The following is a 23,030-nucleotide window of genomic DNA, read 5'->3' on the forward strand; positions in this document are numbered from 1 at the left end:
GTGACCAGAGCGAACACGAGCAGACACATACCTTTCGAGCGACTGCACAACTTCCGCGACCTGGGCGGATACGCGACCGAGGACGGCAGGACGGTCCGCCGGGACCTCCTGTTCCGGTCGGACTCACTGTCCAAACTGGCACCGGAGACAGAGGACTGGGACCGCTTCCTGTCCCTCGGTATCCGCACGGTGGTGGACCTCCGCCACCCCTGGGAGATCGACGCCAAGGGCCGAGTCCCCGAGCACCCCTCCCTCACGTACCGCAACGAGAGCATCGAGCACCGCCCGTACGACCAGGCGGCGCTGGAGCCGTCCGTCGCCCCCGGCCCGTACCTGGCCGCCCGCTACCTGGAGGTGGCGGAGGACGGCACAAAGGAAATCCGCGAAACCCTGGAGCTGATCGCGGAGGCAGCCGACTCCGGCAGCCCCCTCGTCTTCCACTGCGCCTCGGGCAAGGACCGCACGGGCTTGGTGGCGGCCCTGGTCCTCGCCCTCCTGGGCGTCCCGGAGCGCACGATCGTCGAGGACTTCACCCTCACGGAACAGGCGACAGCGCACCTGGTGGCGGACTGGCACGCGACGAACCCGGACCGCACCCTGACGTGGCCGTCCTACGGCCGGGCCCCCGCCGAGATCATGACCCGGTTCATCTCGTCCCTGAAGGCCCGCTACGGCTCGATACAGGCCTACGTCACGGACACCCTCGGCCTGGACACCACCTTCACGGAGTCCCTCCGCGCAGCCCTCCTCGAACCCCCCGCGCCCCTGACCTTCCGCAAGGCGACCGAGGACGACCTGTCCACCCTGGTCCGCCTCCGCGACGGAGCGGCCCACTGGCAGATCGCCCATGGCATCGACCAGTGGAAGCCCGGCCAGCTGGGCGAGCCCCACTTCCGCACCCGCCTCCAGGAGGGCGAAGTCTGGCTGGCCCACCTGGGCGAGCAGGTGGTCGGCGCCTGGGAACTCTGGTGGTCCGACCCGGCCGCCTGGGGCCCCCAACCCCCCACCGCCGCCTACATCCACCGCCTGATGACGGACCGCCGAGCGGCCCCACCCGGCACAGGCCTCCGCCTGCTGGCAGAAGCAGAACACCGCATCGCAGCCTCCGGCCGCCCCCTCGCCCGCCTGGACTGCCTCTCCACCAACCCCCGCCTGCGCGAGTACTACCAGGCAGCGGGCTACACAGTCGTCGGCGAACAGTCCGCAAAGGACGGCGGCCTGGGGAGCCCGTACGCGGTGACACTCCTGGAGAAGCGCCTCCAATAACCCACAAGGGTGAACCAGATAGATCGCCCATACGGTGACCGAACTCCCGATCTAGGCTCGCGCCACAACATCAAATACGACGGCCCTCGGCCGGGACGGCAATCCCGGCCGAGGGCCTGACCAGCACGGAAGTGAGGCTTCCCTGTGGCTGACTGCGAGCCTAACGCTCACCAATTCACCCTGGACGACGCCCTCGGCGTCGACACGACGGGGTTCATGGACCTCGAGGACCCCAATTACGCCTACATGTTCGGCTTCTTGCAGGCCGACGGGCATCTCGCGAAGGGGCCGGGCCAGAAGGGGCGTCTGACCGTCGAGATCAATGCGCGGGACATTGGGATCCTGCGCGAGTTCCAACGGCTGACGCCGTACAACAGCAGCATTACCGAACGAGTCAGGTCCACGAACTTCGCCAAGAACGCCCACTCTGCAACCTGGAGTTTGTGCGCCCTCGAAGCCAGGACCAGACTCAACCAACTCGGCCTGCCATACGGCCGCAAGTCGAAGAAGATCACGCCGCCGCACGTCGAGTTCTCACGCCGCGACTACCTCCGAGGCGTCATCGATGCCGACGGTTCGGTGGGCTACACGAGCCAGGGCTTCCCCTTCATCTCCCTGACCACGGCCAGCACAGCCATCGGCGCGTACCTGTGCTTCTACGCCAGGAAGATCACGGGAGCCGAGCGCATCATCAAGCGCAACGCCCGTGACGGGGTCTACAACATCCTCTACACGAAGGAGGCGGCCCAGGAACTGAGCACCCACCTCTACTACCCGGGCTGTCTATCGCTGGAGCGCAAACAGACCAGCGCCAAGTCTCTGGGGTCATGGGTCCGTCCTGCAGGAATGGAAGTCCGGCCCCCTCGTATTCGGTGGATGCGAGATGAAGACAGGATTCTGCTCAAGGCACCGACTCTGGCGCAGGCCGCCGCCGATTTGAACCGCTCCCAGAGCGCCTGCCAAGTCCGCCGCTGGAAGCTGACCCACGGCCTGGTGCCGCTCCCGGACTGAGCAGCTCACGATGGGTGCGGTGCAAGACCGCCGCACCCATCGCAATGACTAGCCCTTCACACAGACAAACTGCTTCAGCTTCGCCACGACCTCCACGAGGTCGCGCTGCTGCTCCATGACTTGCTCGATCGGCTTGTACGCACCCGGGATCTCATCCACGACACCCGAGTCCTTCCGGCACTCGACGCCCCGCGTCTGCTCCTCCAGGTCCTTCGTCGTGAAGCGACGCTTCGCCGCGTTCCGGCTCATGCGCCGACCCGCCCCGTGCGAGGCCGAGTTGAAGGCCTTCTCGTTGCCAAGGCCCTTCACGATGTACGAGCTGGTGCCCATCGAGCCGGGGATGATCCCGTATTCCCCAGCCCCCGCACGGATCGCCCCCTTACGGGTCACCAGCAGATCCATACCGTCGTACCGTTCCTCGGCTACGTAATTGTGATGAGCGCTGATCTCCGGCTCGAAGGTCGGCTTCGCCTTCTTGAACTCCTTGCGGATCACGTCCTTGAGGAGCGCCATCATGATCGTGCGGTTGTGCTTCGCGTACTCCTGCGCCCAGAACAGGTCGTTGCGGTACGCGGCCATCTGCGGGGTGTCCGCGACGAAGACCGCGAGGTCACGGTCGACCAGGCCCTGGTTGTGCGGGAGCTTCTGGGCCACACCGATGTGGTACTCGGCCAGTTCCTTGCCGATGTTCCGAGAACCGGAATGAAGTGTGAGCCACACCGACCCGTCAGAATCGAACAAAAGTTCGATGTAGTGGTTGCCGGCTCCGAGCGTCCCCATCTGCAAAGCCGCCCGCTCCCGCCGGAACTTCACAGCATCAGCAATCCCATCAAACCGCCCCCAGAACTCATCCCACCCACTCGTAGCCATCCCATGAAACCGCCCCGGCCCCACCGGCGACTCATGCATCCCCCGCCCCACCGGAATGGCTTCCTCGATCTTCGACCGAAGCCGCGAAAGATCCCCCGGCAGATCATTAGCAGTGAGCGACGTCTTGACGGCAGACATCCCACACCCGATGTCCACCCCCACCGCCGCCGGACACACCGCATCCCGCATGGCAATGACGGACCCGACGGTCGCACCCTTCCCGTAATGGACGTCGGGCATGACAGCGAGCCCCTTGATCCACGGCAGGGTCGCCACGTTCTGCAGCTGGCGCAGCGCGACGTCCTCGACCGACGCGGGGTCGGTCCACATGCGGATGGGGACCTTCGCCCCCGGTACCTCTACGTACGACATATCGTCCTCATTCCCCCGGAAAGCAACAGAAGTCGTAAATCGCAAAACCGGCGCCAAGGTCGACGTTTGGGACAACGGACCGGCGCCCACGGCTGTGCGTGCGATACACATTGTCTCCAGGGGCCGCCCCCACGCGGCAACTGAATAAGCACAGGACAGAACCACGGAACCACAGGACTTCCCGGCCGCAAGCCGTCGGGAAGCGTCGAGAGGAGCCTCACCGTGCAGCGGAAGGCGTACGTACCCGGCGTCGCCGCGCTCCTCGCGGCGCTGCTCGCGGGCTGCACGGGCGGTTCGGGAAGCGGCGGCGCGGCGGACGACTCCAAGGGGACCGACTCCGGTACGACGGCACCGGCCGCCCAGCCGGGCAAGTACCGCACGCTCCCGGAGGCCTGCGGTGCGGTCGGCCACGACAGCCTCGACTCGCTTCTGCCCGGCATCAGGCAGATCGCCGACGAGGGGACGCGCGAGAAGGCGTACTTGGGCGAGGCCACGCTCACGTACGACACCGACCGGCGCGTCGGCTGCCGCTGGAAGGTGGAGTCGACGACCGCCACCGATCACCTGCTCGTCGACTTCGAGCGCGTGGTCTCGTACGACAACACGGTGAGCGACGACAGCAAGGCCGAGGACCTTTACGCGGGCAAGGAGACGGCGGCCGACCTTCCCGAGCCCGCCGACACCACCGACACCACCGCCACCACCGCCACCACCGCCACCACCGCCACCAGCAGCAGCACGGACAGCGCGGGCTCCAGCACCACCACGCCGGACCCCTCCGCCAGCGCGAGCGCGACCCCCTCCGCCTCCGCCGGTGCGAGCGAAACGCCCGCCGCCCTGCAGCCCCGCACCCTTGACGGTCTCGGCGACGAGGCGTTCTTGAACGACAAGCTGAGCTCCGCCTCCTCTACGGCCCAGCAGCGCACGGTGACTGTGGTGTTCCGCACGTCGAATGTGATCGTGACGATCGAGTACGCCGAGCAGCCGACCGCGTCGACCGATGCTCCGGACAGCAAGGAAATGCAGGACAGGGCCCGGAAACTGGCCCAGAAGCTCGCCGAGACGCTGAACGGCTAGCGGGCCCGGGGGGCCGTCCGGGCTCCTCGCACGAACCCCTCGAACCGGAACCGCTCACGCGCCTCACCGCGTACCGTGGCCCCTCGGACCCGACCGGTCGCACGTCCCATGTGCGGCCGCCACACGAGCGCCACGAGTGAAGGAACCATGCACCGACCAGTACAGCGAGTAGGCCGAGCACCGCGACTCACCCGCATCCTTGTCAGCGCAGCCGCCGTCCCGGTGATGCTCGTCGCAGCCGGCTGTTCCTCGGATTCAGGCTCCGGTGACGATGCGAAGACGAGCGGGAGTCCGGACGCGAATGCGTCGGCGAGCGCGTCGGCGAACGCCGTGAAGGCGGCCGCGTACGCGAAGCTGCCCGAGCCCTGCTCGGTGTTGTCGAAGAAGACGCTGGGCGAACTCGTCCCGAAGGGTGCCAAGTCCGGCAAGGAAGGCAAGTCGGACGATGTGGCGACGCGCGGCAACTGCTACTGGAGCAGCCTCGACAACAACGGTGTGAAGGGCTCTCAGTTCCGCTGGCTGAACGTGGCCCTGCTGCGTTTCGACTCGAATTCGCGCGGCGAGGGCAACCAGCTCGCGCACACCTATTTCGAGAAGCAGGTCTCGGGCGCCCAGTCGGCGACGGGTGCGAAGAACACGAAGTCGGAGCCGGTCGCCGGGACGGGCGACGAGGCGACGGCCGTGCGCTATGACCTGAAGAAGAAGGAAGGCGCCTTCAAGCAGCAGACGATCGTGACCCGCGTCGAGAACGTCGTCGTCACGCTCGACTACAACGGCGCCGGTCTGGCGGGCGAGAAGACCCCGTCCGCCACCGACCTGCTGAAGGCGGCGGAGAAGGCCGCGAAGGAGGCGGTGGCCGCGGTGTCCGCCGCGAACCAGGACGGAGGCGGCCGGGCGAGCGCCTCCCCGTCGAAGTCGGCCTCCGCCTCGAAGTCGGCGTCGCCGTCCAAGAGCGCCACGAAGAGCGCGTCCAAGAGTGCCTCCCCGTCGGCTTCCAAGAGCGCGACACCCTCGAAGTCGGCGACGACGAAGAGCTAGAACGCATCCGGCCCGGTCTGCGGCTCAACTCGTAGCCCTGCCAAGCCATTTGCAGGAGTCCGGCCCCCTCAGGGACCGGGCTCCTGCCGTACCGCCCGCCCGAGCGCCGCACACATGTGCCACCCTGTTGCGCGCAACAACAAGCAAGGAACAACACGCAAGGGGAGGGGAGTACGGGTGTCCGCGCCCATTCAGCTCACACGGATGCACCGGATTCTCATCGGCGTGGTCGTCGCCGGTGCGCTCGTCATCGCGGGGATCGGTTTCGCCGGTTCGTACGCGGCCGTGCGCGAGCTTGCCCTCAAGAAGGGCTTCGGGAACTTCGCGTACGTCTTCCCGATCGGCATCGACGCGGGCATCTGTGTGCTGCTCGCCCTGGATCTGCTGCTGACCTGGATCCGCATCCCCTTCCCGCTGCTGCGCCAGACGGCGTGGCTGCTGACGGTCGCGACGATCGCGTTCAACGGCGCGGCGGCCTGGCCGGACCCGCTGGGTGTCGGCATGCACGCCGTCATTCCGATCCTCTTCGTCGTCTCGGTCGAGGCGGCCCGGCACGCGATCGGCCGGATCGCCGACATCACGGCCGACAAGCACATGGAGGGCGTCCGACTCACCCGCTGGGTGCTCTCGCCGATCCCGACCTTCCTCCTCTGGCGCCGTATGAAGCTGTGGGAGCTGCGCTCCTACGAGCAGGTCATCAAGCTGGAGCAGGAGCGTCTCGTCTACCAGGCCCGCCTCCACGCCCGCTTCGGCCGCGCCTGGCGCCGCAAGGCCCCGGTCGAGTCCCTGATGCCGCTGCGCCTGGCGCGGTACGGCGTACCGCTGGCGGAGACGGCTCCTTCGGGCCTGGCGGCGGCGGGCATAGAGCCGGCGCTGCTTCCTCCGGCACCGCGCCAGCCGGAGCTGGAGCTGGAGGCGCCGGCCGCCCCGGTTGCGGGCAGTCGTGAGGCTGGGGCGGCGCCCGTCCCGCAGCAAGCGGCGCCTCAAAGCGAGCAGCACCCTGCCCCTGACGGCAACCAGCTCCCGGAGCAGCTGGGATACGTGCAGGAACAGTGGCAACCGCAGGCGGAACAGCAGCCGGATTCGAGCCCCTGGTTCTCCGCTCAGACGCCCCAGGAGATCCTCTACGAGGGCGGCTACGACCCCACGTACGTCCCTGAAGAGCAGTACCAGCAGTGGTACGAGGATCAGCAGGCGCAGGCATACGAGCCCGGCCCGGAGGAGACGGGGAGCTTCCCTATCCCGGCGGGCCCCGGCCGCACGCGTCAGCTGGGCGAGGGCGGCGCCCCGGAGCCGGAGCAGCTGCCCATCCCGGGCCCGCGTGACGAGCTGACGCTGCCGGACGACATGTCCCGTGAGGACGCGTACTACCAGGTGTTCCGGCAGTCGATAAACGGCCAGGGTCTTCCGACGACCCGGGAGTTCGGCGCGAACATCGAGGCCGCGTACGGTGTCGCTCTCAGCGACAGCACCCTCAAGCGTTACATGGGCCGCTTCCAGAACCGCCTGAACGCGGAGCTGCAGGAGGACCACATCGCGTGAGTGTGCGTGCGTGAAGGGGGGCGCCCGGTGATCACCGGGCGCCCCCTTCACGTACAACCGAAGCCGCTACGCGCCGAGCAGCTTCCTGACCCGGTCCTGCCCGACCGCGAGCAGCAGCGTGGGCAGCCGCGGACCCGTGTCGCGCCCGACGAGCAGGTGGTAGAGCAGTGCGAAGAAGGTGCGCTGGGCGACCTTGATCTCCGGCGGGAGTTCCTTGGCGGTGGCGTCGGCGGGGAAGCCGGCCTGGACCTTGGGGACGCCGTAGACGAGGTGGGTGAGGCCGTCCAGGGACCAGTTCTCCTCCAGCCCGTCGAGCAGCAGCCGCAGCGATTCGCGGCCCTGGTCGTCGAGGGACTTGAGGAGCTCGACGTCGGGCTCGTCGCGGACGACGGTGCGCTCCTCGGCCGGGACCTGCGTGTTGATCCAGGTCTCGGCCTTGTCGAGCCGGGGCCGGACCTCGTCCAGGGAGGTGAGCGGGTTCTCGGGGTCGAGTTCGCTGAGGATCCGCAGGGCCTGGTCCTGGTGGCCCGCGGTGATGTCGGCGACGGAGGCGAGGGTGCGGTACGGCATCGGGCGCGGGGTCTTGGGCAGCTCCCCGGCCGCCGTCCCCACCGCACGCGCGTGCGCGGCGGCGTCGGCCGGGAGCACGGACCCTCCCCCAGAGCCGAAAGCCTGGGAGGTGCCCCCAGCGACCTTGCCCGCGAGCTTGTCCCACTCGTCGTACAGCCGCTGGATCTCCTGGTCGAAGGCGATCTTGAACGACTGGTTGGGACGGCGGCGGGCGTACAGCCAGCGCAGCAGCTGCGGTTCCATGATCTGGAGCGCGTCGGCCGGGGTGGGCACTCCGCCCTTGCTGCTGGACATCTTGGCCATGCCGCTGATGCCGACGAAGGCGTACATCGGGCCGATCGGCTGCTTGCCGTCGAAGATCCCGACGATCTGCCCGCCGACCTGGAAGCTGGACCCCGGAGACGAGTGGTCGACACCGCTCGGCTCGAAGATGACGCCCTCGTAGGCCCAGCGCATCGGCCAGTCGACCTTCCAGACCAGCTTGCCGCGGTTGAACTCGCTCAGCCGGACGGTCTCGGAGAAGCCGCAGGCGGAGCAGGTGTACGTCAGCTCGGTGGTGTCGTCGTCGTACGCCGTGACGGTGGTGAGGTCCTTCTCGCACTGGCCGCAGTACGGCTTGTACGGGAAGTACCCGGCCACAGAGCTGCCGTCGTCCTCGGCGGCCGCACCGGAGCCCTCGGCGGCTTCGAGCTCGGCCTCGTCGACCGGCTTCTGGCCCTGCTGCTTCTTGGCGGGGGCCTTCTTGGTCCGGTACTGGTCGAGGATCGCGTCGATGTCTCCGCGGTGCTTCATCGCGAACAGGACCTGGTCGCGGTAGACGCCCGAGGTGTACTGCTCCGTCTGGCTGATCCCGTCGTACTCGACGCCGAGCTCGGCCAGCGCCTCGACCATCGCGGCCTTGAAGTGCTCGGCCCAGTTCGGGTACGCCGAGCCCTTCGGGGCCGGTACGGAGGTCAGCGGCTTGCCGATGTGCTCGGCCCAGGACTCGTCGATGCCGGGGACGCCGGCCGGGACCTTGCGGTAGCGGTCGTAGTCGTCCCAGGAGAGCAGGTGGCGCACGGTGTACCCGCGCCGGCGGATCTCGTCGGCGACGAGGTGCGGGGTCATGACCTCGCGGAGGTTGCCGAGGTGGATCGGGCCGGAGGGGGAGAGTCCGGACGCGACGACGACCGGTTTGCCAGGCGCACGCCGCTCCGACTCCTCGATGACCTCATCCGCGTAACGGGAGACCCAGTCGGTGGTCTCGGTGCTCTGAGCCACGATCGGCACGTCCTTCTTTCTCATACGCCAGTACCGCTGACCGCACCATTCTCCCAGCTCGGGCCTGAACCGCGAAAACGGCTTTTCAGTGCATGGGATACTGGGCTTTCCTGGCTGTCACAGCCAGGAACTCCGGAACCCGAGCAGAACGGCAGCCACTCCATGGCCTCGGTCACGTCCCTCACCGCTTCCGTCCATCAGCGCCTCGCGGACGCCCTCTTGGCAGCCCTGCCGGAGGCCGGTTCCGCGGACCCGCTGCTGCGACGAAGCGACCGGGCCGACTTCCAGGCCAACGGGATCCTGGCGCTGGCGAAGAAGGCGAAGGCGAACCCGCGCGAGCTGGCGACCCAGGTCGTGGCCCAGGTCGAGTCGGGTGACGTGATCAAGGACATCGAGGTCTCCGGGCCCGGCTTCCTGAACATCACGATCACCGACAAGGCGATCACCGAGAACCTGGCGGAGCGGTACGCGGACGGCGAGCGCCTCGGCGTGCCCCTCGCGGAGCACCCGGGCACCACGGTGATCGACTACGCGCAGCCGAATGTGGCGAAGGAGATGCACGTAGGCCATCTGCGGTCGGCGGTGATCGGCGACGCGGTGGTGCAGATCCTGGAGTTCACGGGCGAGAACGTCGTCCGCAGGCACCACATCGGCGACTGGGGCACCCAGTTCGGCATGCTCATCCAGTACCTGATCGAGCACCCGCACGAGCTGGACCACAAGGGCGGCGAGGTCTCCGGCGAGGAGGCCATGTCGAACCTGAACCGCCTGTACAAGGCCGCGCGGGTGGTCTTCGACTCCGACGAGGAGTTCAAGACCCGGGCACGGCGCCGGGTGGTGGACCTCCAGGCGGGCGACGACGAGACGCTCGCGCTCTGGCAGCTGTTCGTGAACGAGTCGAAGATCTACTTCTACTCGGTCTTCGACAAGCTGGACATGGACATCCGCGACGCGGACGTGGTCGGCGAGTCCGGCTACAACGACATGCTGGACGAGACGTGCCGCCTCCTGGAGGAGTCGGGCGTGGCGGTCCGCTCCGACGGCGCGCTCTGCGTGTTCTTCGACGACGTCAAGGGCCCGGACGGCAACCCGGTCCCGCTGATCGTGAAGAAGTCGGACGGTGGCTACGGCTACGCGGCGACGGACCTGTCCGCGATCCGTGACCGTGTCTTCAACCTGAAGGCGAACAGCCTGATCTACGTCGTGGACGCCCGCCAGTCCCTGCACTTCAAGATGGTCTTCGAGACCGCACGCAGGGCGGGCTGGCTGAGCGACGACGTGAAGGCCCACCAGCTCGCCTTCGGCACGGTCCTCGGCAAGGACGGCAAGCCGTTCAAGACGCGTGAGGGCGAGACGGTCCGGCTGGTGGATCTGCTGGACGAGGCGATCGAGCGGGCCTCGGCCGTCGTGCGGGAGAAGGCGCAGGACCTCTCCGAGGACGAGATCGCCGAGCGGGGCACCCAGGTCGGCATCGGCGCGGTGAAGTACGCCGACCTGTCGACGTCCGCGAACCGCGACTACAAGTTCGACCTGGACCAGATGGTGTCGCTGAACGGCGACACGAGCGTGTACCTCCAGTACGCGTACGCCCGTATCCAGTCGATCCTCCGCAAGGCGGGCGAGGTCCGCCCGGCCGCCCACCCGGACCTCGAACTGGCTCCGGCGGAGCGGGAGTTGGGCCTGCACCTGGACCGCTTCGCGGAGACGGTCGCGGAGGTCGCCGACGAGTACGCCCCGCACAAGCTGGCGGCGTACCTCTACCAGCTGGCGTCCCTCTACACGACGTTCTACTCGGAGTGCCCGGTCCTGAAGGCGGACACCCCGGCGCAGGTCGAGAACCGCCTGTTCCTGTGCGACCTCACGGCCCGCACGCTGCACCAGGGCATGGCGCTGCTGGGGATCAGGACGCCTGAGCGCCTGTGATGTCCGTGCGTGGCTGATGTCCGTACGTCGCCGATGCCCGTACGTCGCTGACGTGACGTGATTGCAGAACGCCCGGCCGGGGTTTCCCGGCCGGGCGTTTTGCATGCCATCAACTCGCTGCGAGGGCATCCCTGTTCGCACGGAAGGCCGTGAGCGGCACGTAGCCGCATTTAGTTTCAGATGAGACCGTATCGAACGAATAGATGGCTGTAATGTGGCCTCATGGCCGCCGATGTTCCTCACAGAACCACCCCCTCGCGTGTGACCGACCGCCCCGGGGATGCCTCGCCTTTCGCTCTCGGCTTGCTGCTGCGCCGGGCGCACTGGCGCGCGGCCGCGGTGATGGAGGAGGCGCTTCGGCCGCTCGGCGTCGAGTTGCGGCATTTTGCTGTGCTGATCGTGCTGGTCGACCGCGGGCCCACGGTGCAGCGGGACTTGGTGACGGCGACGGGGTCGGACAAGGCGGGAATCATGCGGGTCGTGGACGACCTGGAGCGTAGGGGGCTGGCCGTACGCAAGAGCGTTCCGGGGGACCGGCGGGTGCGGGCAGTGGAGATCACGCCTCAGGGCGTCGAGCTTTTCGATGCAGCTCATGTGGCGGCGGAGCCGCTGGCTGAGCGTCTGGTTGGCGAACTGGGGCCCGGCGAGCCCGAGCAGCTGACGGATCTGCTGACCCGGTTTGCCCATCCCGCAGGCGGCGACGACGCCGTGTGACGTCCCGGGTAGAGGCGTCACACGGCGCCCGTGGCCCGGGGGTTACGCGGCCAGGCGCTCCGTGAGTTCCTTGGCCTTGGTGGTCGCGTCCTCGAAGGCGCGCTTGCGGGAGGCCTCGTAGAGGGGGACCAGTTCAGACATGGCCGGGTTACGGGGGGCCATGGTGAGTTCCGGGACGATGAAGTCGAGGTCCAGGCCGAGGGTGCCCTTGAGGACGGCCTCCAGGTAGTTCTGTACGAACTCGTAGCACTCGCGCGGGGTGCCCGGCGCGTAGGAGCCGCCGCGGCTGGCGACGACGATGACCGGGGTGCCCTGGGCGGAGGGGGTCTCGCCCGCGGTGCGGCCGAGCAGGAGCACGTTGTCCAGCCACGCCTTGAGGGTCGACGGGATCGAGTAGTTGTACATGGGGGCGCCGATCAGGACGGCGTCCGCCTGCTCCAGCTCCTCGATGAGCTTCACGCGCGCGGCGAACGCGGCGGACTGCCCCGGGGTGCGCTCGGACGGGGCGGCGTAACCGGCGGACCAGGCGTCGGCGGTGATGTGCGGGACAGGGTTGGCGGCGAGGTCGCGGTAGATGACCGTGCCCTGCGGGTGCTGTTCCTCCCAGGCCTTGCGGAAGGCGTCCGCGACCGAACGGGACGAGGACGCCTCGCCGGGGAACACGGACGAGTCGATGTGCAGCAGCGTGGCCATGGGCTTTCTCCAAATTGCGGTGCCCGAGGCGGGAAACCAAGGGCAGACGATTCGTACTCGACGATAGTTTCACACGAGATGGTATCGAGTGATACTATCTCGTATGTAACGGAGGCAGCCACGTCGAGCAGGTGGGAGGTAGGCAATCTTGGACGTCTATGAGGCGGTCACGAGCCGACGGGCGGTGCGCGGATTCACCGACCGGCATGTCCCGAGGGAGGTTCTGGAGCGCGTACTGTCCGCCGCGGCTTGGGCGCCGTCCGCCTCGAACCTCCAGCCGTGGCACGCCTACGTGCTGACCGGCGCACCGCTGGCCGAGCTCAAGAAGCGCGCCGGCGAGCGCCTGGCCGCAGGCGACCCCTGGGACGAGCCGGAGTACGAGCAGTACCCGCCCGCACTGAAGTCCCCGTACCGCGAGCGCCGATCCGCCTTCGGTGAGCAGCGCTACGGCGCACTCGGCATTCCGCGCGAGGACCTGGAGGCGCGCCAGAGGGCCGCTTCCGCGAACTGGGAGTGTTTCGGCGCGCCCGCCGCCCTGTTCTGCTACATCGACCGCGACCTGGGCCCGGCCCAATGGTCCGACGTCGGCATGTATCTGCAGACCGTCATGCTGCTGCTCCGCGCCGAAGGGCTGCACAGTTGCACGCAGATGGCGTGGGCGAAGTTTCGCAAGAGCGTCGCGGAGGTCCTGTCACCCCCGGACGAGCTCATCCTCTTCTGCGGCATGTCGATCGGGTTCGAGGACGTCACGGTGGGTGACGCCCGTACGGGCCGGGCGCCGCTCGACGAGACGGTCACGTTCGTCGACGGCTACTGACACCGCCCACCCTCAGCCGATCAAGGCGCCGTTTCTTGTCGCGCCCACATAGTGGTTCATATGCAATATTCCAGACATACGATCGACGAAAGGCATGACATGAAGTTCGCAGTCATCGGCGGTACCGGGCTGATCGGGTCGCAGGTCGTCAAGAATCTGAACGCCGCGGGGCACGAGGCGGTACCGCACTCGCAGTCCACCGGAGTCGACGTCATCAGCGGTCAGGGACTGGACGAGGCGGTGGCGGGAGCCGACGTCGTCGTCAACCTGACGAACTCCCCGACCTTCGACGAAGCCTCCCCGGCCTTCTTCCAGACCTCGATGGACAACCTTCTGGCCGCGGCCCAGAAGGGCGGCGTCGGCCACTTCGTCATCCTCTCGATCGTCGGCACGGACCAGGTGCCGGAGCTGGACTACTACCAGGCCAAGGCGCTCCAGGAGAAGATCCTCGCGGCCGGGCCGATCCCCTACTCGATCGTCCGGGCGACCCAGTTCATGGAGTTCATGGACGCCGTCCTGTCCTGGACCGCCGACGGCGCCACCGTCCGGTTGCCCGCCACGCCGATCCAGCCGATCGCCGCCAAGGATGTGGCCACCGCGGTGACGGAGGTCGCCGCGGGCACCCCGCTGAATGGCATTCGCAACATCGGCGGCCCGGAGATCTTCCCCCTGGACGAGCTGGGCCGGATCACCCTGTCCCACAAGTCCGACGGCCGTACCGTCGTCACCGACCCCACCGCGGGCATGTTCGCCGCCGTCAAGGGTGACGTCCTCACCGACAAGCAGGCCCACCTCGCCCCCACCCGCTACACCGACTGGCTCTCCTGACTCGCTCGCGCCCTCACACCCCTGGCCGCCGCCGACACAGCGGTTGCAGTACTAGTGCACCCCTCGCCTGCGAAGTGACCGAAAGGCCGCCCGGCTTACCGCCAGGGGAAAGGGGAGAGGTCCGGTTCGACCCAGCCGGTGCTCGCGAGGGTTGCGGGCCGGTAGAAGCGAGTGAGGAGGCGTTTGTCGAGGGAGCGCCGGGTGCCGGGCGGCGAAGGCATCGAAGTCGCCGGTGTTGCCGGAGGTGTGGGTGGTGTCGGAGGCGTCGTCGTTCGCCGTGTGCGCAAGTGTCCGCCGACGATGGGCTTCATCGTGTGGGAGCCAGTGCTCCGCATCGGTGTGGGCGGCCCGTGCCCTCGCCGAGACCAGCTCCGCAACCTGCGTGAGCGGGCCGAACTTCCGGGTCTGGCACTCCAGTTCCTTCCGGTGAACACCCCGTCGCATGCCGGGCTGAACGGCCCTTTCACCCTCCTGGAAACACCCGACCATCTGCAGCTTGCGTATACCGAGAGTCAGCGCGGGAGCCAATGGGTATCGGACCCCGACGAGGTGTCCATCCTGGCGCGCAAGTACGCGATGCTGCGGTCACAGGCCCTGTCCCCGCAGGAGTCCAAGGGCCTGCTCGACCGTTTGCTTGGAGATGAATGAGCACCGCACTTGAGTGGTTCAAGTCGACCTACAGCGGCGACGAGGGCGGCCAGTGCGTAGAGATCGCCACCTGCCCCCACGCCATCCACATCCGCGACTCCAAGAACACCCCCGAAGACGGCCCCACCTTCACCACCTCGCCCGAGGCCTGGACCGCCTTCACCACCTCCCTCAAGTAACCGTCTCAGCCCACCGCACGATGGACCTGGATCTCCCCCTGGGAGTTCGTGTCCAGGCCCGCGTACCCGTTCACCGCGAACGGGGTCAGGCCGGGCGTCGTGGACTTGTCCTCGCCGGTGCGGGCGTCGAGGACGACCGGGCCGTTCTCGGTGGAGCCGTAGATGGCTCCGTGCCAGACGGCGGAGACGTCCGGCATCAGCCGGGTCTTGTCGTCTCCGGAGATCGTCCACAACACCTTGCGGGTCTTGGTGTCGATCGCGATCAGTCGCTGGTCGAAGTCCTTGGTGACCGTGCAGACGATGGTGATGCGTTCGTCGTAGGAGCAGGACAGGTCGGTGGGGTCGCCCAGCGTGCGGGCGCCGAGGGCGATCGGGGGCTTGCCCGTGGACGAGGCCAGCAGGGCCGCGATCCGCGACTCGTCCTCGTAGGGTGCGCGCACCACCGCCGTGAACAGGCCGCCGCCCACCGGCGTCAGGGTCGCCTCGTTGAGCCGGTCCATGTAGGTCCACGCCTTCTTGCCGTCGCGAAGCGAGAGCCCGTAGACGCTCCTGTCGCCGCGTCCGACGGCCACGCCGCCGTCGACGAAGTCCGCGGCGAAGCCCTTGGCCGTCCAGGTGACCTTGCGGGTGCCGAGGTCGAAGCCGAGGCTCACGGCGTCCGTGTCGTCGCCGAACCGGAGGGCGGCGCTCGTACCGTCGATGCCGACGAGGTACGGGTCCCCCTCCTCCTGGCCCTCGGGCCGGTGGACCGTGACCGACCAGAGCCGCTTGCCGGAGTCGACGGCCGCGGCGGTGAGTTCGACGCGGGGACGGTCGGGCGTGGTGCCCGAGCCGGGTACGGTCACCGGGAACGCGGCCAGCACCGCGCGCTGCCCGTCGATCTGGCCGAAGGCCGGCCGGAACACGTGGTCGGTGCCGTCGTCGGTGTCCGCGCTGGGCCGGCCCTGCGGCTTCAGGGTCCACCGCGTCTCGCCGTCGAGCACGCTCACGGCCCTGAGCTCGTCGTGCGAGCCCGCGTACGCGGTGGTTCCGTCGAGCCGGACGGACGAGCGGCCCTCGCTGACGTCGGCGGCGAAGGTGGCCTCGGCCGACTTCTCGAACTTGAGGGGCGGGTCGTAGGCCTTGGCAGCCGGTGCGGCGGAACTCGGCTCCCCGCTCGATGTTCCGCCCTGTTCGTCGCCGCTGTCCTCACCGGAGCCGCCGCCCCAGCAGGCCGTGAGCAGACTCAGCGCGACGCCGGCGGACGCCAACATCCGAGCCGTACGCGCCATTTCGCGACGCATTCGAGCACCCCCGGGTGAAGTCGTGAAGTCGTGAAGTCGCCAGTGGTCTCAGGATGATTCGGGATCATCCAAAGACCCGGCGGGATGATGGCGGGATCATGGCGAGACCACGGCGAAAGCATGACATCGGGAGCCGGGCCCGGCGACCGCTTTCACCACACTCCCAGAGGTCCCAAAGGGGTGCCCCCACCACATGTCAGTGGCTGCCCATACAGTCGGCGGCATGGCGACTCTTCCCAACCCGCTGCCCAAGCTGGCGGCCGACCCGAGCGGGCGTTCCCTCGGGCTTCAACTCCCGCCCGGGAGGCTGATCGACGCGACGGACGACGGTCCGTGGCACGAGCCGTTGCTGTGGCACGCCGAGCGGTCCGCCGCCCCCGGCAGCTGGACGGCGCTCGGCGGGCCCGCGGGGCGCGCGGGGCTGCTCCCGGTCCTCGTCGACCTGGGCGGCAGCCAGGGCGGGCCGCAGGACTGGGAGTTGACGCCCGCGGAGATGTCGTACGCGGGGGATCACGACGCCGAGGAGGTGCTCGCGGAGTTCTGGGAGGAGTGCGCGGCGGACGGCGAGGAGTGGCCGGGACTGGCCGCCGGCCCCGCCCTCACCGCCGATCCGGACGCGCGCGCCGCTCAGGTCGCCGACTCCCTGGCGGGCGAGGGCCGTTCCTGGTTCAAGGACCCGCACCTCGCCCTGGTGCCCGCACGCCGCAGCGCGGATGTCCCCGCCGCCGTCGGCTGGCCGGGCCCGGCGAGCCATGACAGCGACACCGCGCGTCTCTGCGCGGTCCTCCGCTCCTGGGAGGACCGCTTCGGCATACGGGTCGTGGCGCTCGGCTTCGACGTCCTGGTCCTGTCCGTGGCCGCCCCGCCCACCGCGCTCGCGGAGGCGGAGGCGGTGGCCGCCGAACACTTCGCGTTCTGCCCGGACAACGTCCTGCAAGGCCCCGGAGCCCTGGACACGTACGCCGGTCAGCTCATCGGCGAACGCGTGTGGTCCTTCTGGTGGGACTGACCGGCCGCCCGTACTACGCCCCCAGCCCGAGCCCCCGTCCCAGCCTCCGCAGACCTTCCCCGATCTCGTCCGGGGTCTGCGTGACGAAGCAGAGCCGCAGGGTCGCGCGGTCGGGCTCGCCCGCGTAGAAGGGCGCACCGGGGACGTACGCCACGTCCTGGTCCACGACGTGCCGGAGCAGGGCCGTGGTGTCGTACGCATCGGGCAGGCGTGCCCAGAGGAACATGCCGCCCTCGGGCCGGGTCCAGGTGGACCCGGCCGGAAGGGCGTCCGCGATCCCGGCGAGCATGGCGTCGCGCCGCTCGCGGTACACGCCCGCGACCCGCGCCACATGCGCGTCCAGGTCCCGGTCGGCCAAGTACCGTGCGGCGGCGAGCTGGTTGATGGTCGGGGTGTGCAGGTCGGCGGCCTGCTTGGCGACGGCGCAGGCGCGGCGCAGGGCGCCGGGCGCGCGCAGCCAGCCCAGGCGCATGCCGGGCGCCATGACCTTCGAGAAGCTCCCGAGCAGGACGGTACGGTCCTCGGCGCCGTACGAGGCGATCCACGGCACCCGCTCCCCCTCGAAGCGGAGCTCTCCGTACGGGTCGTCCTCGACGATCCACAGCCCGCGCCGGGTGGCCACGGAGGCGACGGCGGCGCGGCGCGCGGCCGGCATCGTGCGGCCCGTCGGGTTCCGGAAGGTGGGCACGGTGTAGAGCAGCTTGGGCCGCTCGCGTATCACCAGCGCGTCGAGGGCGTCCGGATCGATTCCGTCATCGTCGCCGGGCACGGGGACGATCCGCGCCCCGGCGAAGGCGAAGGCCTGAAGTGCCGCCAGATAGCAGGGACTTTCGACGAGCACGGTGTCGCCGGGCTCCAGCAGGGCGGTGGCGAGGAGCGACAGGGCCTGCTGCGAGCCGGTGGTGACAAGGAGGTCGTCGGCCGCGGTGACCAGCCCGCGTGCGCTGGTGCGCTCCGCGAGCGCGGCCCGCAGCCCCGGCTCCCCCTCGGTCGACGAGTACTGCAGCGCCCGCTCGGGCACCTCCGCCAGCACATCCCGGTACGCGGCGGCGATCCCCTCCACGTCGAACAGCTCAGGCGCGGGCAGCCCACCCGCGAAGTTGATCACCTCGGGCCGCGCGGTCACCGCGAGGATGTCCCGTACCGGTGAACCGCCGATCGCGGTGGCCCGTGCGGCGAGCGGGGGCACGGGGGCGGTTGCGGGTGCGGAATCGGTGACGGTCACGGTGACGGCTCCTGGTCCATGCGGCGGCTCGTATCCGCACCCTAGGCACGTACGTGCCGCCTACACCCGTCATTTCGCGATACGGACAGAGCCCGCTGAGCACGCTCGTGGATGTGCCGTCGTGGTCGCCGCTCCCCTCGGGGATTTCCCCCTACTTCGGGCGGCGGACGAGTCTGTTCAGCAGCGCGAAGAGTCTGTCCGCGTGCTCGAAGACGGGTGCCATGCCCCCGGGACACCAGGGCTTCCCGAACAACGTTCGAGTCCCTGTCGCCAGGACTTCACACGCGCCTCTGCCGTGCGGCCGAAATACGGTGAGGCGATGGCCGGGAGCCGACTGGGAACCACGTCTCGACGCCCTCGCCGAGACGTGGTTCGCAACCGTCGGCTAGCGCTTGACGGCCGTCGCGGCGTACACATTGATGTCCGCGTCCGTGACGTCATTGATGTCGCGGTAGCGGACCTTCTCGATGTCGTCGAGGGCCGCGATGTAGGCGGGATCGGCCTCTTCGGGGGCCGGGGCCGCGCCGTCGGGGCGCCAGCGGTGGGCGGGGACGACGCCCGGCTCGTCCAACTCCAGGCCGTTGTCCGTGAAGAAGCGCTCGACCTCCGCCTTGGAGCGCAGCACGAAGGTGAAGCCGCGTTCGGTGTACGTCCGTTGGACCGCGCGGACGTTCTCGGGGTTGAGGTCCTCGGTGAGGTGGCTGAGGACGAGTCGGCTGCCGGAGGGCAGCGCGGCGACGAGTTCGCGCACGATCGGGTACGCGTCCGCGTCCTCGACGAAGTGCAGCACCGCGACGAGCGCGAGGGCGATCGGCTGGTCGAAGTCGAGGGTCTTGGTGGCCCGTTCGAGGATCTGCGCGGGCTGCGTCAGGTCCGCGTCGATGTAGTCCGTGCGGCCCTCGGGCCCACTGGTGAGCAGCGTGCGCGCGTGCGCGAGAACCACCGGGTCGTTGTCGACGTACACGACCCGTGCGTCGGGAGTGATGCGCTGGGCGATCTGATGGACGTTCTCCTGCGTCGGCAGACCGGTGCCGACGTCGAGGAACTGGCGGATGCCGCCCTCCCGGGTCAGGGTGGTGACGGCCCGGCGCAGGAAGTCACGGTTGTGCCGGACGTCGAGGTAGCCCCGTGGATTCGCGGCGAGCGCCGCGGCGGCCGCCTCACGGTCGACCGGGTAGTTGTCCCTGCCCCCGAGGAAGACGTCGTAGACGCGTGCCGGGTGCGCCTTGGTGGTGTCGATCCTCCTGCTCAGCTCGGCGGGGTCCTGGCCGAGAGCATCACCGGGCATAAAGCATCTCCCTGGAGAGTCGCATTATTCAACAGGCAACAACCTAACTCCCAGGGGGACTTGATAGTGCCCTAGTCGTCGGGAGCGGTCTCCCACTCGCTCCCGCCCAGCGGATAGTCGTACGCCGGCCGCCCCGCGTTCCCGCTCGTCCGGAACAGCTTCCCCCGGTCGTCGATCCGCACCGTCCCGTGCCGGCTCCCGCTGGACCAGTCCAGCTCCAGATACCAGCTCACGTCGTGTGCCTGCGCGTGCGCCGTCACATAGAAGACCTCGGGGTCGGACTCGCTCACCTTGTACGGGAAGTCCCGCTGCCCGTCCTTCGGCGTGACGTCCGGCAGCCCGGCGTCGAGGTCCACGTCGAAGGACTTCGTGGACACACCGCCGCCGCAGCCCACGCCCATCGCGTAGTCGTTCCACGCGAGCGGCGCCCCCTTCTGCACCACCCGCACATGCAGCGCCTCCAGTACGACGGTCGCCTTCCCGGTGCCCTGCACGGTCAGCGCGAGGAACTGGTCCTTGCCCGCGACCCCGCCGAGCGCGGTGACCCACCCGCGCGCGTACTGCTCACTCGGCGGCGGAGGCACCTGCGCGGGCTTCCGGTTCACCAAGTAGTGCTGGCTGCACGGATCTTCGTACTTGTACGGGTTGGTGACGACGGCGGGCGCGGTGGCACCGGCGGCCGGCTCCCGCGTCGCTTCCGCCCGGCTCCGGGAGGCGGACGCCGTCGGGCTGCCGCCGCGCGGGGCGGACGCCGAAGGCGACGTGCGCGCGGCATCAGGCGTCCTGGTGCCATCGGGGGTACCGCCGACGGACGCGGCAGCCCCCACGGACTGCCCCTTGCCCTGCCCCTTGTCCTGCTCCTCGCCCCCACCGGGTACGAGGTTCACGACGAGCGCGGCGGACACGACAGCGGCAGCCACGGCCGCACCGGCGACAACGACCGTACGCCGACGCCGAGACACCGGCGAGGTCTCCGCCTCCCCCACGGGAACATCGGGAACACCGGCGTCACCCATAGGAACGGCCTCAGCCTCCGCCACGGCCTCCGCCCGCACCCCCTTCTGCCCACGCAGAGCATCGGCCCGCACCCACCTCCGGTGAAGCTCCACCAGCTCCTCCGGAGTCGCCTTGCACAGCCGCGCGAGCCGTTCCACGGGCGCGTAATCCGCCGGTACGGCATCCCCGTTGACGTACCGATGCAGCGTCGACGCACTCACATGCAGCCGCTTGCCGAGCACCCCGTAGCTGAGTCCGGACCGCTCCTTCAGCTCCCGCAGCAGCCCCGCGAACTCGTCCCCCGCCACCGTTCCTCCACCCCCCGCGTCCCGGACCGCGTTCCAGGGGGATGCCATTCCCCCAGGTCAGACCCCGTACGACCGTTCCGGCGTCCCGAATACCCCGGCAACCGTGGCGGCCGGGACGGATCACCCCACAAGCTGTGGTCATCCAAGCACGCCGCTCCCCTCGACCGGTCGAGCGGCCGGACCCAACCAACCACATCCACAGGGGGATCACCCATGTCCGCACGCACCGCCCGCACCCGACTGTTCGCCGCCACGACGGTCGCGCTCGCCGCGCTCGCCCTCACGGCGTGCAACAACGGAGAGGGCGTACGGGACGAGGGCCCGTCCTCGGAGTCCAAGCCCTCCACGCAGCCGAGCCAGTCATCAGCCACCGGAGGCGCGAAGAACAACACCACCGGACCCACCAACACGACCGGAGCCACCCACACGACCGGAGCCACCGGAGCCACCCACAACACCCCGTGCAGCGGCGCGAACACCAAAACCACCGCCACCGAAGTCACCCGCCCCCTCAACCACCTCCTCCTCACCGTCACCAACACCGGCTCGAAGAACTGCGACCTCACGGGCTACCCCATCGCCCGCTTCGGCGAGGCCCAGGCGGTCCCCCCTGTCGCCGAGGAGACCCACCCTCAGGCGGTCGTCACACTCGCCCCCGGCGAGTCGGGCTACGCGGGCGTACTCCTGTCGGCCGCGGACGGCAGCGGCGGAAACGGCTACACGGCCAAGACCCTCACGGTCGCCTTCGACAAGGGCAGCAGCGCCCGGCCGGCGCTCCCCGCGAAGGGCGTGTACGTGGACGACAAGCTCACGCTGACGTACTGGCAGCAGAGCCTGGACGACGCGCTGGCCTTCTGAGGCCGGCTCCGAGTCTCACGCCCGGAAGGGTCAGCGCAGCTTCTGGGCGACCTCGGTGGCCCAATAGGTGAGGATGTTCTGCGCACCGGCACGCTTGATGCCGGTGAGGGCCTCCAGGATCGCCTTGTCGCGGTCGATCCAGCCCCGCTCCGCCGCGGCCTCGATCATCGAGTACTCACCGGAGATCTGGTACGCGGCGACGGGCACGTCGACCGAGTCGGCGACCTTCGCCAGGACGTCGAGGTACGGCCCCGCGGGCTTGACCATCACCATGTCGGCCCCCTCTTCGAGGTCGAGGGCGAGCTCCCGCATCGACTCCCGCACGTTGGCGGGGTCCTGCTGATACGTCTTCCGGTCACCCTTGAGCGAGGAACCGACGGCCTCCCGGAAGGGGCCGTAGAAGGCGGACGAGTACTTGGCGGTGTACGCGAGGATGGCGACATCCTCCCGGCCGATCTGGTCCAGGGCGTCCCGGACGACCCCGATCTGACCGTCCATCATGCCGCTGGGGCCGACCACATGGGCGCCCGCGTCGGCCTGCACCTGGGCCATCTCGGCGTACCGCTCAAGGGTCGCGTCGTTGTCGACGCGCCCTTCCGCGTCGAGCACCCCGCAGTGCCCGTGATCGGTCGTCTCGTCCAGACACAGGTCGGACATCACGAGAAGCTCATCGCCGACCTCGGCCCGCACATCGCGCAGCGCGACCTGCAGAATGCCGTCCGGGTCCGTCCCCGGCGTCCCGACGGCGTCCTTCTTCGAGTCCTCCGGCACGCCGAACAGCATGATCCCGGAGACCCCGGCCTCCAGCGCCTCCACGGCCGCCTTCCTCAGGCTGTCCCGCGTGTGCTGCACGACCCCGGGCATCGCCGCGATCGGCACGGGCTCACTCACGCCTTCCCGCACGAACGCGGGCAGGATGAAGTCGGCGGGGTGCAGGCGCGTCTCGGCGACCATGCGCCGCATAACAGGCGTCGTACGCAGCCGCCGCGGCCGCGTACCGGGGAAGGATCCGTACTTCGTCATGGATCCCACGCTACGCCTGCCCTGGAGGCACCTATGCCGACGCACTGTCGGCACTCACGGACGACAACCCGCAGCCGCCAACGCACTGCCGGCACTCACGGACGACAACCCGCAGCCGCCAACGCACTGTCGGCGGTCACGGACGACGACCCGCAGCCGCCGACGCACGGGAGGGGACGTGCCGGAACCTCCGCCCGCAGCGGATGGCGCGTCAACACCGGTCCCTTGTCAA

The 23,030-nt window shown here is 69.1% G+C and carries 20 protein-coding genes and 1 pseudogene; 13 read left to right on the plus strand and 8 right to left on the minus strand.

Annotation, left to right across the window (positions count from 1 at the left end; translation table 11 throughout):
- Window positions 1-1,266: a GNAT family N-acetyltransferase gene (locus tag ACZ4WS_RS18600; RefSeq protein WP_467981611.1), complete on the plus strand. Its 1,266-nt coding sequence runs from the start codon at window positions 1-3 to the stop codon at window positions 1,264-1,266.
- A 144-nt stretch (window positions 1,267-1,410) separates the two neighbouring features.
- The gene (locus tag ACZ4WS_RS18605) at window positions 1,411-2,277 is read left to right on the plus strand and encodes a hypothetical protein (RefSeq protein WP_467981613.1); all 867 of its coding nucleotides are present in this window, start codon (window positions 1,411-1,413) and stop codon (window positions 2,275-2,277) included.
- Between the two features lie 48 nt (window positions 2,278-2,325).
- On the opposite strand, the gene ACZ4WS_RS18610 is transcribed toward ACZ4WS_RS18605, so the two are convergent.
- Complete coding sequence (locus ACZ4WS_RS18610) at window positions 2,326-3,519, minus strand: RtcB family protein (RefSeq protein WP_467981704.1); 1,194 nt, start codon at window positions 3,517-3,519, stop codon at window positions 2,326-2,328.
- Between the two features lie 222 nt (window positions 3,520-3,741).
- Between ACZ4WS_RS18610 and ACZ4WS_RS18615 the strand changes: the two genes are divergently transcribed.
- The 3 genes from ACZ4WS_RS18615 to ACZ4WS_RS18625 all read left to right on the plus strand — a co-directional run bounded on the left by ACZ4WS_RS18615 (window position 3,742) and on the right by ACZ4WS_RS18625 (window position 7,176).
- Window positions 3,742-4,596: a DUF3558 domain-containing protein gene (locus ACZ4WS_RS18615; protein ID WP_467981615.1), complete on the plus strand. Its 855-nt coding sequence runs from the start codon at window positions 3,742-3,744 to the stop codon at window positions 4,594-4,596.
- 147 nt (window positions 4,597-4,743) lie between these two features.
- Window positions 4,744-5,634: a DUF3558 family protein gene (locus ACZ4WS_RS18620; protein WP_467981617.1), complete on the plus strand. Its 891-nt coding sequence runs from the start codon at window positions 4,744-4,746 to the stop codon at window positions 5,632-5,634.
- Window positions 5,635-5,811: 177 nt separating this feature from the next.
- Complete coding sequence (locus ACZ4WS_RS18625) at window positions 5,812-7,176, plus strand: DUF2637 domain-containing protein (protein ID WP_467981619.1); 1,365 nt, start codon at window positions 5,812-5,814, stop codon at window positions 7,174-7,176.
- Window positions 7,177-7,242: 66 nt separating this feature from the next.
- On the opposite strand, the gene lysS is transcribed toward ACZ4WS_RS18625, so the two are convergent.
- Window positions 7,243-9,015: a lysine--tRNA ligase gene (lysS, locus tag ACZ4WS_RS18630; RefSeq protein ID WP_467981706.1), complete on the minus strand. Its 1,773-nt coding sequence runs from the start codon at window positions 9,013-9,015 to the stop codon at window positions 7,243-7,245.
- A 153-nt stretch (window positions 9,016-9,168) separates the two neighbouring features.
- Here lysS and argS point away from each other — a divergent pair, with 153 nt between their 5' ends.
- Window positions 9,169-10,929: an arginine--tRNA ligase gene (argS, locus tag ACZ4WS_RS18635; protein WP_467981621.1), complete on the plus strand. Its 1,761-nt coding sequence runs from the start codon at window positions 9,169-9,171 to the stop codon at window positions 10,927-10,929.
- Between the two features lie 261 nt (window positions 10,930-11,190).
- On the plus strand, window positions 11,191-11,643 hold the full coding sequence (locus ACZ4WS_RS18640) for a MarR family winged helix-turn-helix transcriptional regulator (protein ID WP_467981623.1): 453 nt from the start codon (window positions 11,191-11,193) through the stop codon (window positions 11,641-11,643).
- Between the two features lie 42 nt (window positions 11,644-11,685).
- Here ACZ4WS_RS18640 and ACZ4WS_RS18645 read toward each other — a convergent pair whose 3' ends face one another.
- Window positions 11,686-12,336: an FMN-dependent NADH-azoreductase gene (locus tag ACZ4WS_RS18645; protein ID WP_467981625.1), complete on the minus strand. Its 651-nt coding sequence runs from the start codon at window positions 12,334-12,336 to the stop codon at window positions 11,686-11,688.
- Between the two features lie 148 nt (window positions 12,337-12,484).
- Between ACZ4WS_RS18645 and ACZ4WS_RS18650 the strand changes: the two genes are divergently transcribed.
- From ACZ4WS_RS18650 to ACZ4WS_RS18665, 4 genes and pseudogenes are all read left to right on the plus strand, one after another.
- Complete coding sequence (locus ACZ4WS_RS18650; protein WP_467981627.1) at window positions 12,485-13,153, plus strand: nitroreductase; 669 nt, start codon at window positions 12,485-12,487, stop codon at window positions 13,151-13,153.
- A gap of 99 nt (window positions 13,154-13,252) precedes the next feature.
- Window positions 13,253-13,981, plus strand: coding sequence for an SDR family oxidoreductase (locus ACZ4WS_RS18655; RefSeq protein ID WP_467981629.1), 729 nt, complete (start codon window positions 13,253-13,255; stop codon window positions 13,979-13,981).
- 282 nt (window positions 13,982-14,263) lie between these two features.
- Window positions 14,264-14,629 (plus strand): annotated as a pseudogene (locus ACZ4WS_RS18660) (DUF5753 domain-containing protein); the annotation flags it as partial.
- Window positions 14,626-14,808 (plus strand): DUF397 domain-containing protein, encoded by a 183-nt coding sequence (locus ACZ4WS_RS18665; protein ID WP_467981630.1) that lies wholly within the window; start codon window positions 14,626-14,628, stop codon window positions 14,806-14,808. The pseudogene ACZ4WS_RS18660 and the gene ACZ4WS_RS18665, both read left to right, overlap by 4 nt.
- Before the next feature lie 5 nt (window positions 14,809-14,813).
- Here the strand turns inward: ACZ4WS_RS18665 and ACZ4WS_RS18670 are convergent, their stop codons facing one another.
- Window positions 14,814-16,079, minus strand: coding sequence for an outer membrane protein assembly factor BamB family protein (locus tag ACZ4WS_RS18670; protein WP_467981632.1), 1,266 nt, complete (start codon window positions 16,077-16,079; stop codon window positions 14,814-14,816).
- Window positions 16,080-16,314: 235 nt separating this feature from the next.
- On the opposite strand from ACZ4WS_RS18670, the gene ACZ4WS_RS18675 reads away from it, so the two are divergent.
- Window positions 16,315-17,100 (plus strand): DUF4253 domain-containing protein, encoded by a 786-nt coding sequence (locus tag ACZ4WS_RS18675; RefSeq protein ID WP_467981634.1) that lies wholly within the window; start codon window positions 16,315-16,317, stop codon window positions 17,098-17,100.
- Window positions 17,101-17,113: 13 nt separating this feature from the next.
- Here ACZ4WS_RS18675 and ACZ4WS_RS18680 read toward each other — a convergent pair whose 3' ends face one another.
- From ACZ4WS_RS18680 to ACZ4WS_RS18690, 3 genes are all read right to left on the minus strand, one after another.
- Complete coding sequence (locus tag ACZ4WS_RS18680) at window positions 17,114-18,325, minus strand: aminotransferase-like domain-containing protein (RefSeq protein WP_467981636.1); 1,212 nt, start codon at window positions 18,323-18,325, stop codon at window positions 17,114-17,116.
- A gap of 385 nt (window positions 18,326-18,710) precedes the next feature.
- A complete protein-coding gene (locus ACZ4WS_RS18685; protein ID WP_467981637.1) occupies window positions 18,711-19,613 on the minus strand; it encodes an SAM-dependent methyltransferase in 903 nt (300 codons plus the stop codon).
- Between the two features lie 71 nt (window positions 19,614-19,684).
- Window positions 19,685-20,965, minus strand: a complete 1,281-nt coding sequence (locus tag ACZ4WS_RS18690; RefSeq protein ID WP_467981639.1) for a helix-turn-helix domain-containing protein — start codon at window positions 20,963-20,965, stop codon at window positions 19,685-19,687.
- A gap of 165 nt (window positions 20,966-21,130) precedes the next feature.
- On the opposite strand from ACZ4WS_RS18690, the gene ACZ4WS_RS18695 reads away from it, so the two are divergent.
- Window positions 21,131-21,775 carry a DUF4232 domain-containing protein gene (locus tag ACZ4WS_RS18695; protein WP_467981641.1) on the plus strand — a complete coding sequence of 215 codons (645 nt, stop codon included), beginning with the start codon at window positions 21,131-21,133 and terminating at the stop codon, window positions 21,773-21,775.
- Window positions 21,776-21,805: 30 nt separating this feature from the next.
- Here ACZ4WS_RS18695 and hemB read toward each other — a convergent pair whose 3' ends face one another.
- Window positions 21,806-22,798, minus strand: coding sequence for a porphobilinogen synthase (gene hemB / locus ACZ4WS_RS18700; protein ID WP_467981643.1), 993 nt, complete (start codon window positions 22,796-22,798; stop codon window positions 21,806-21,808).
- Window positions 22,799-23,030: the final 232 nt, after the last annotated feature.

Source organism: Streptomyces sp. NPDC029292 (assembly GCF_055569295.1).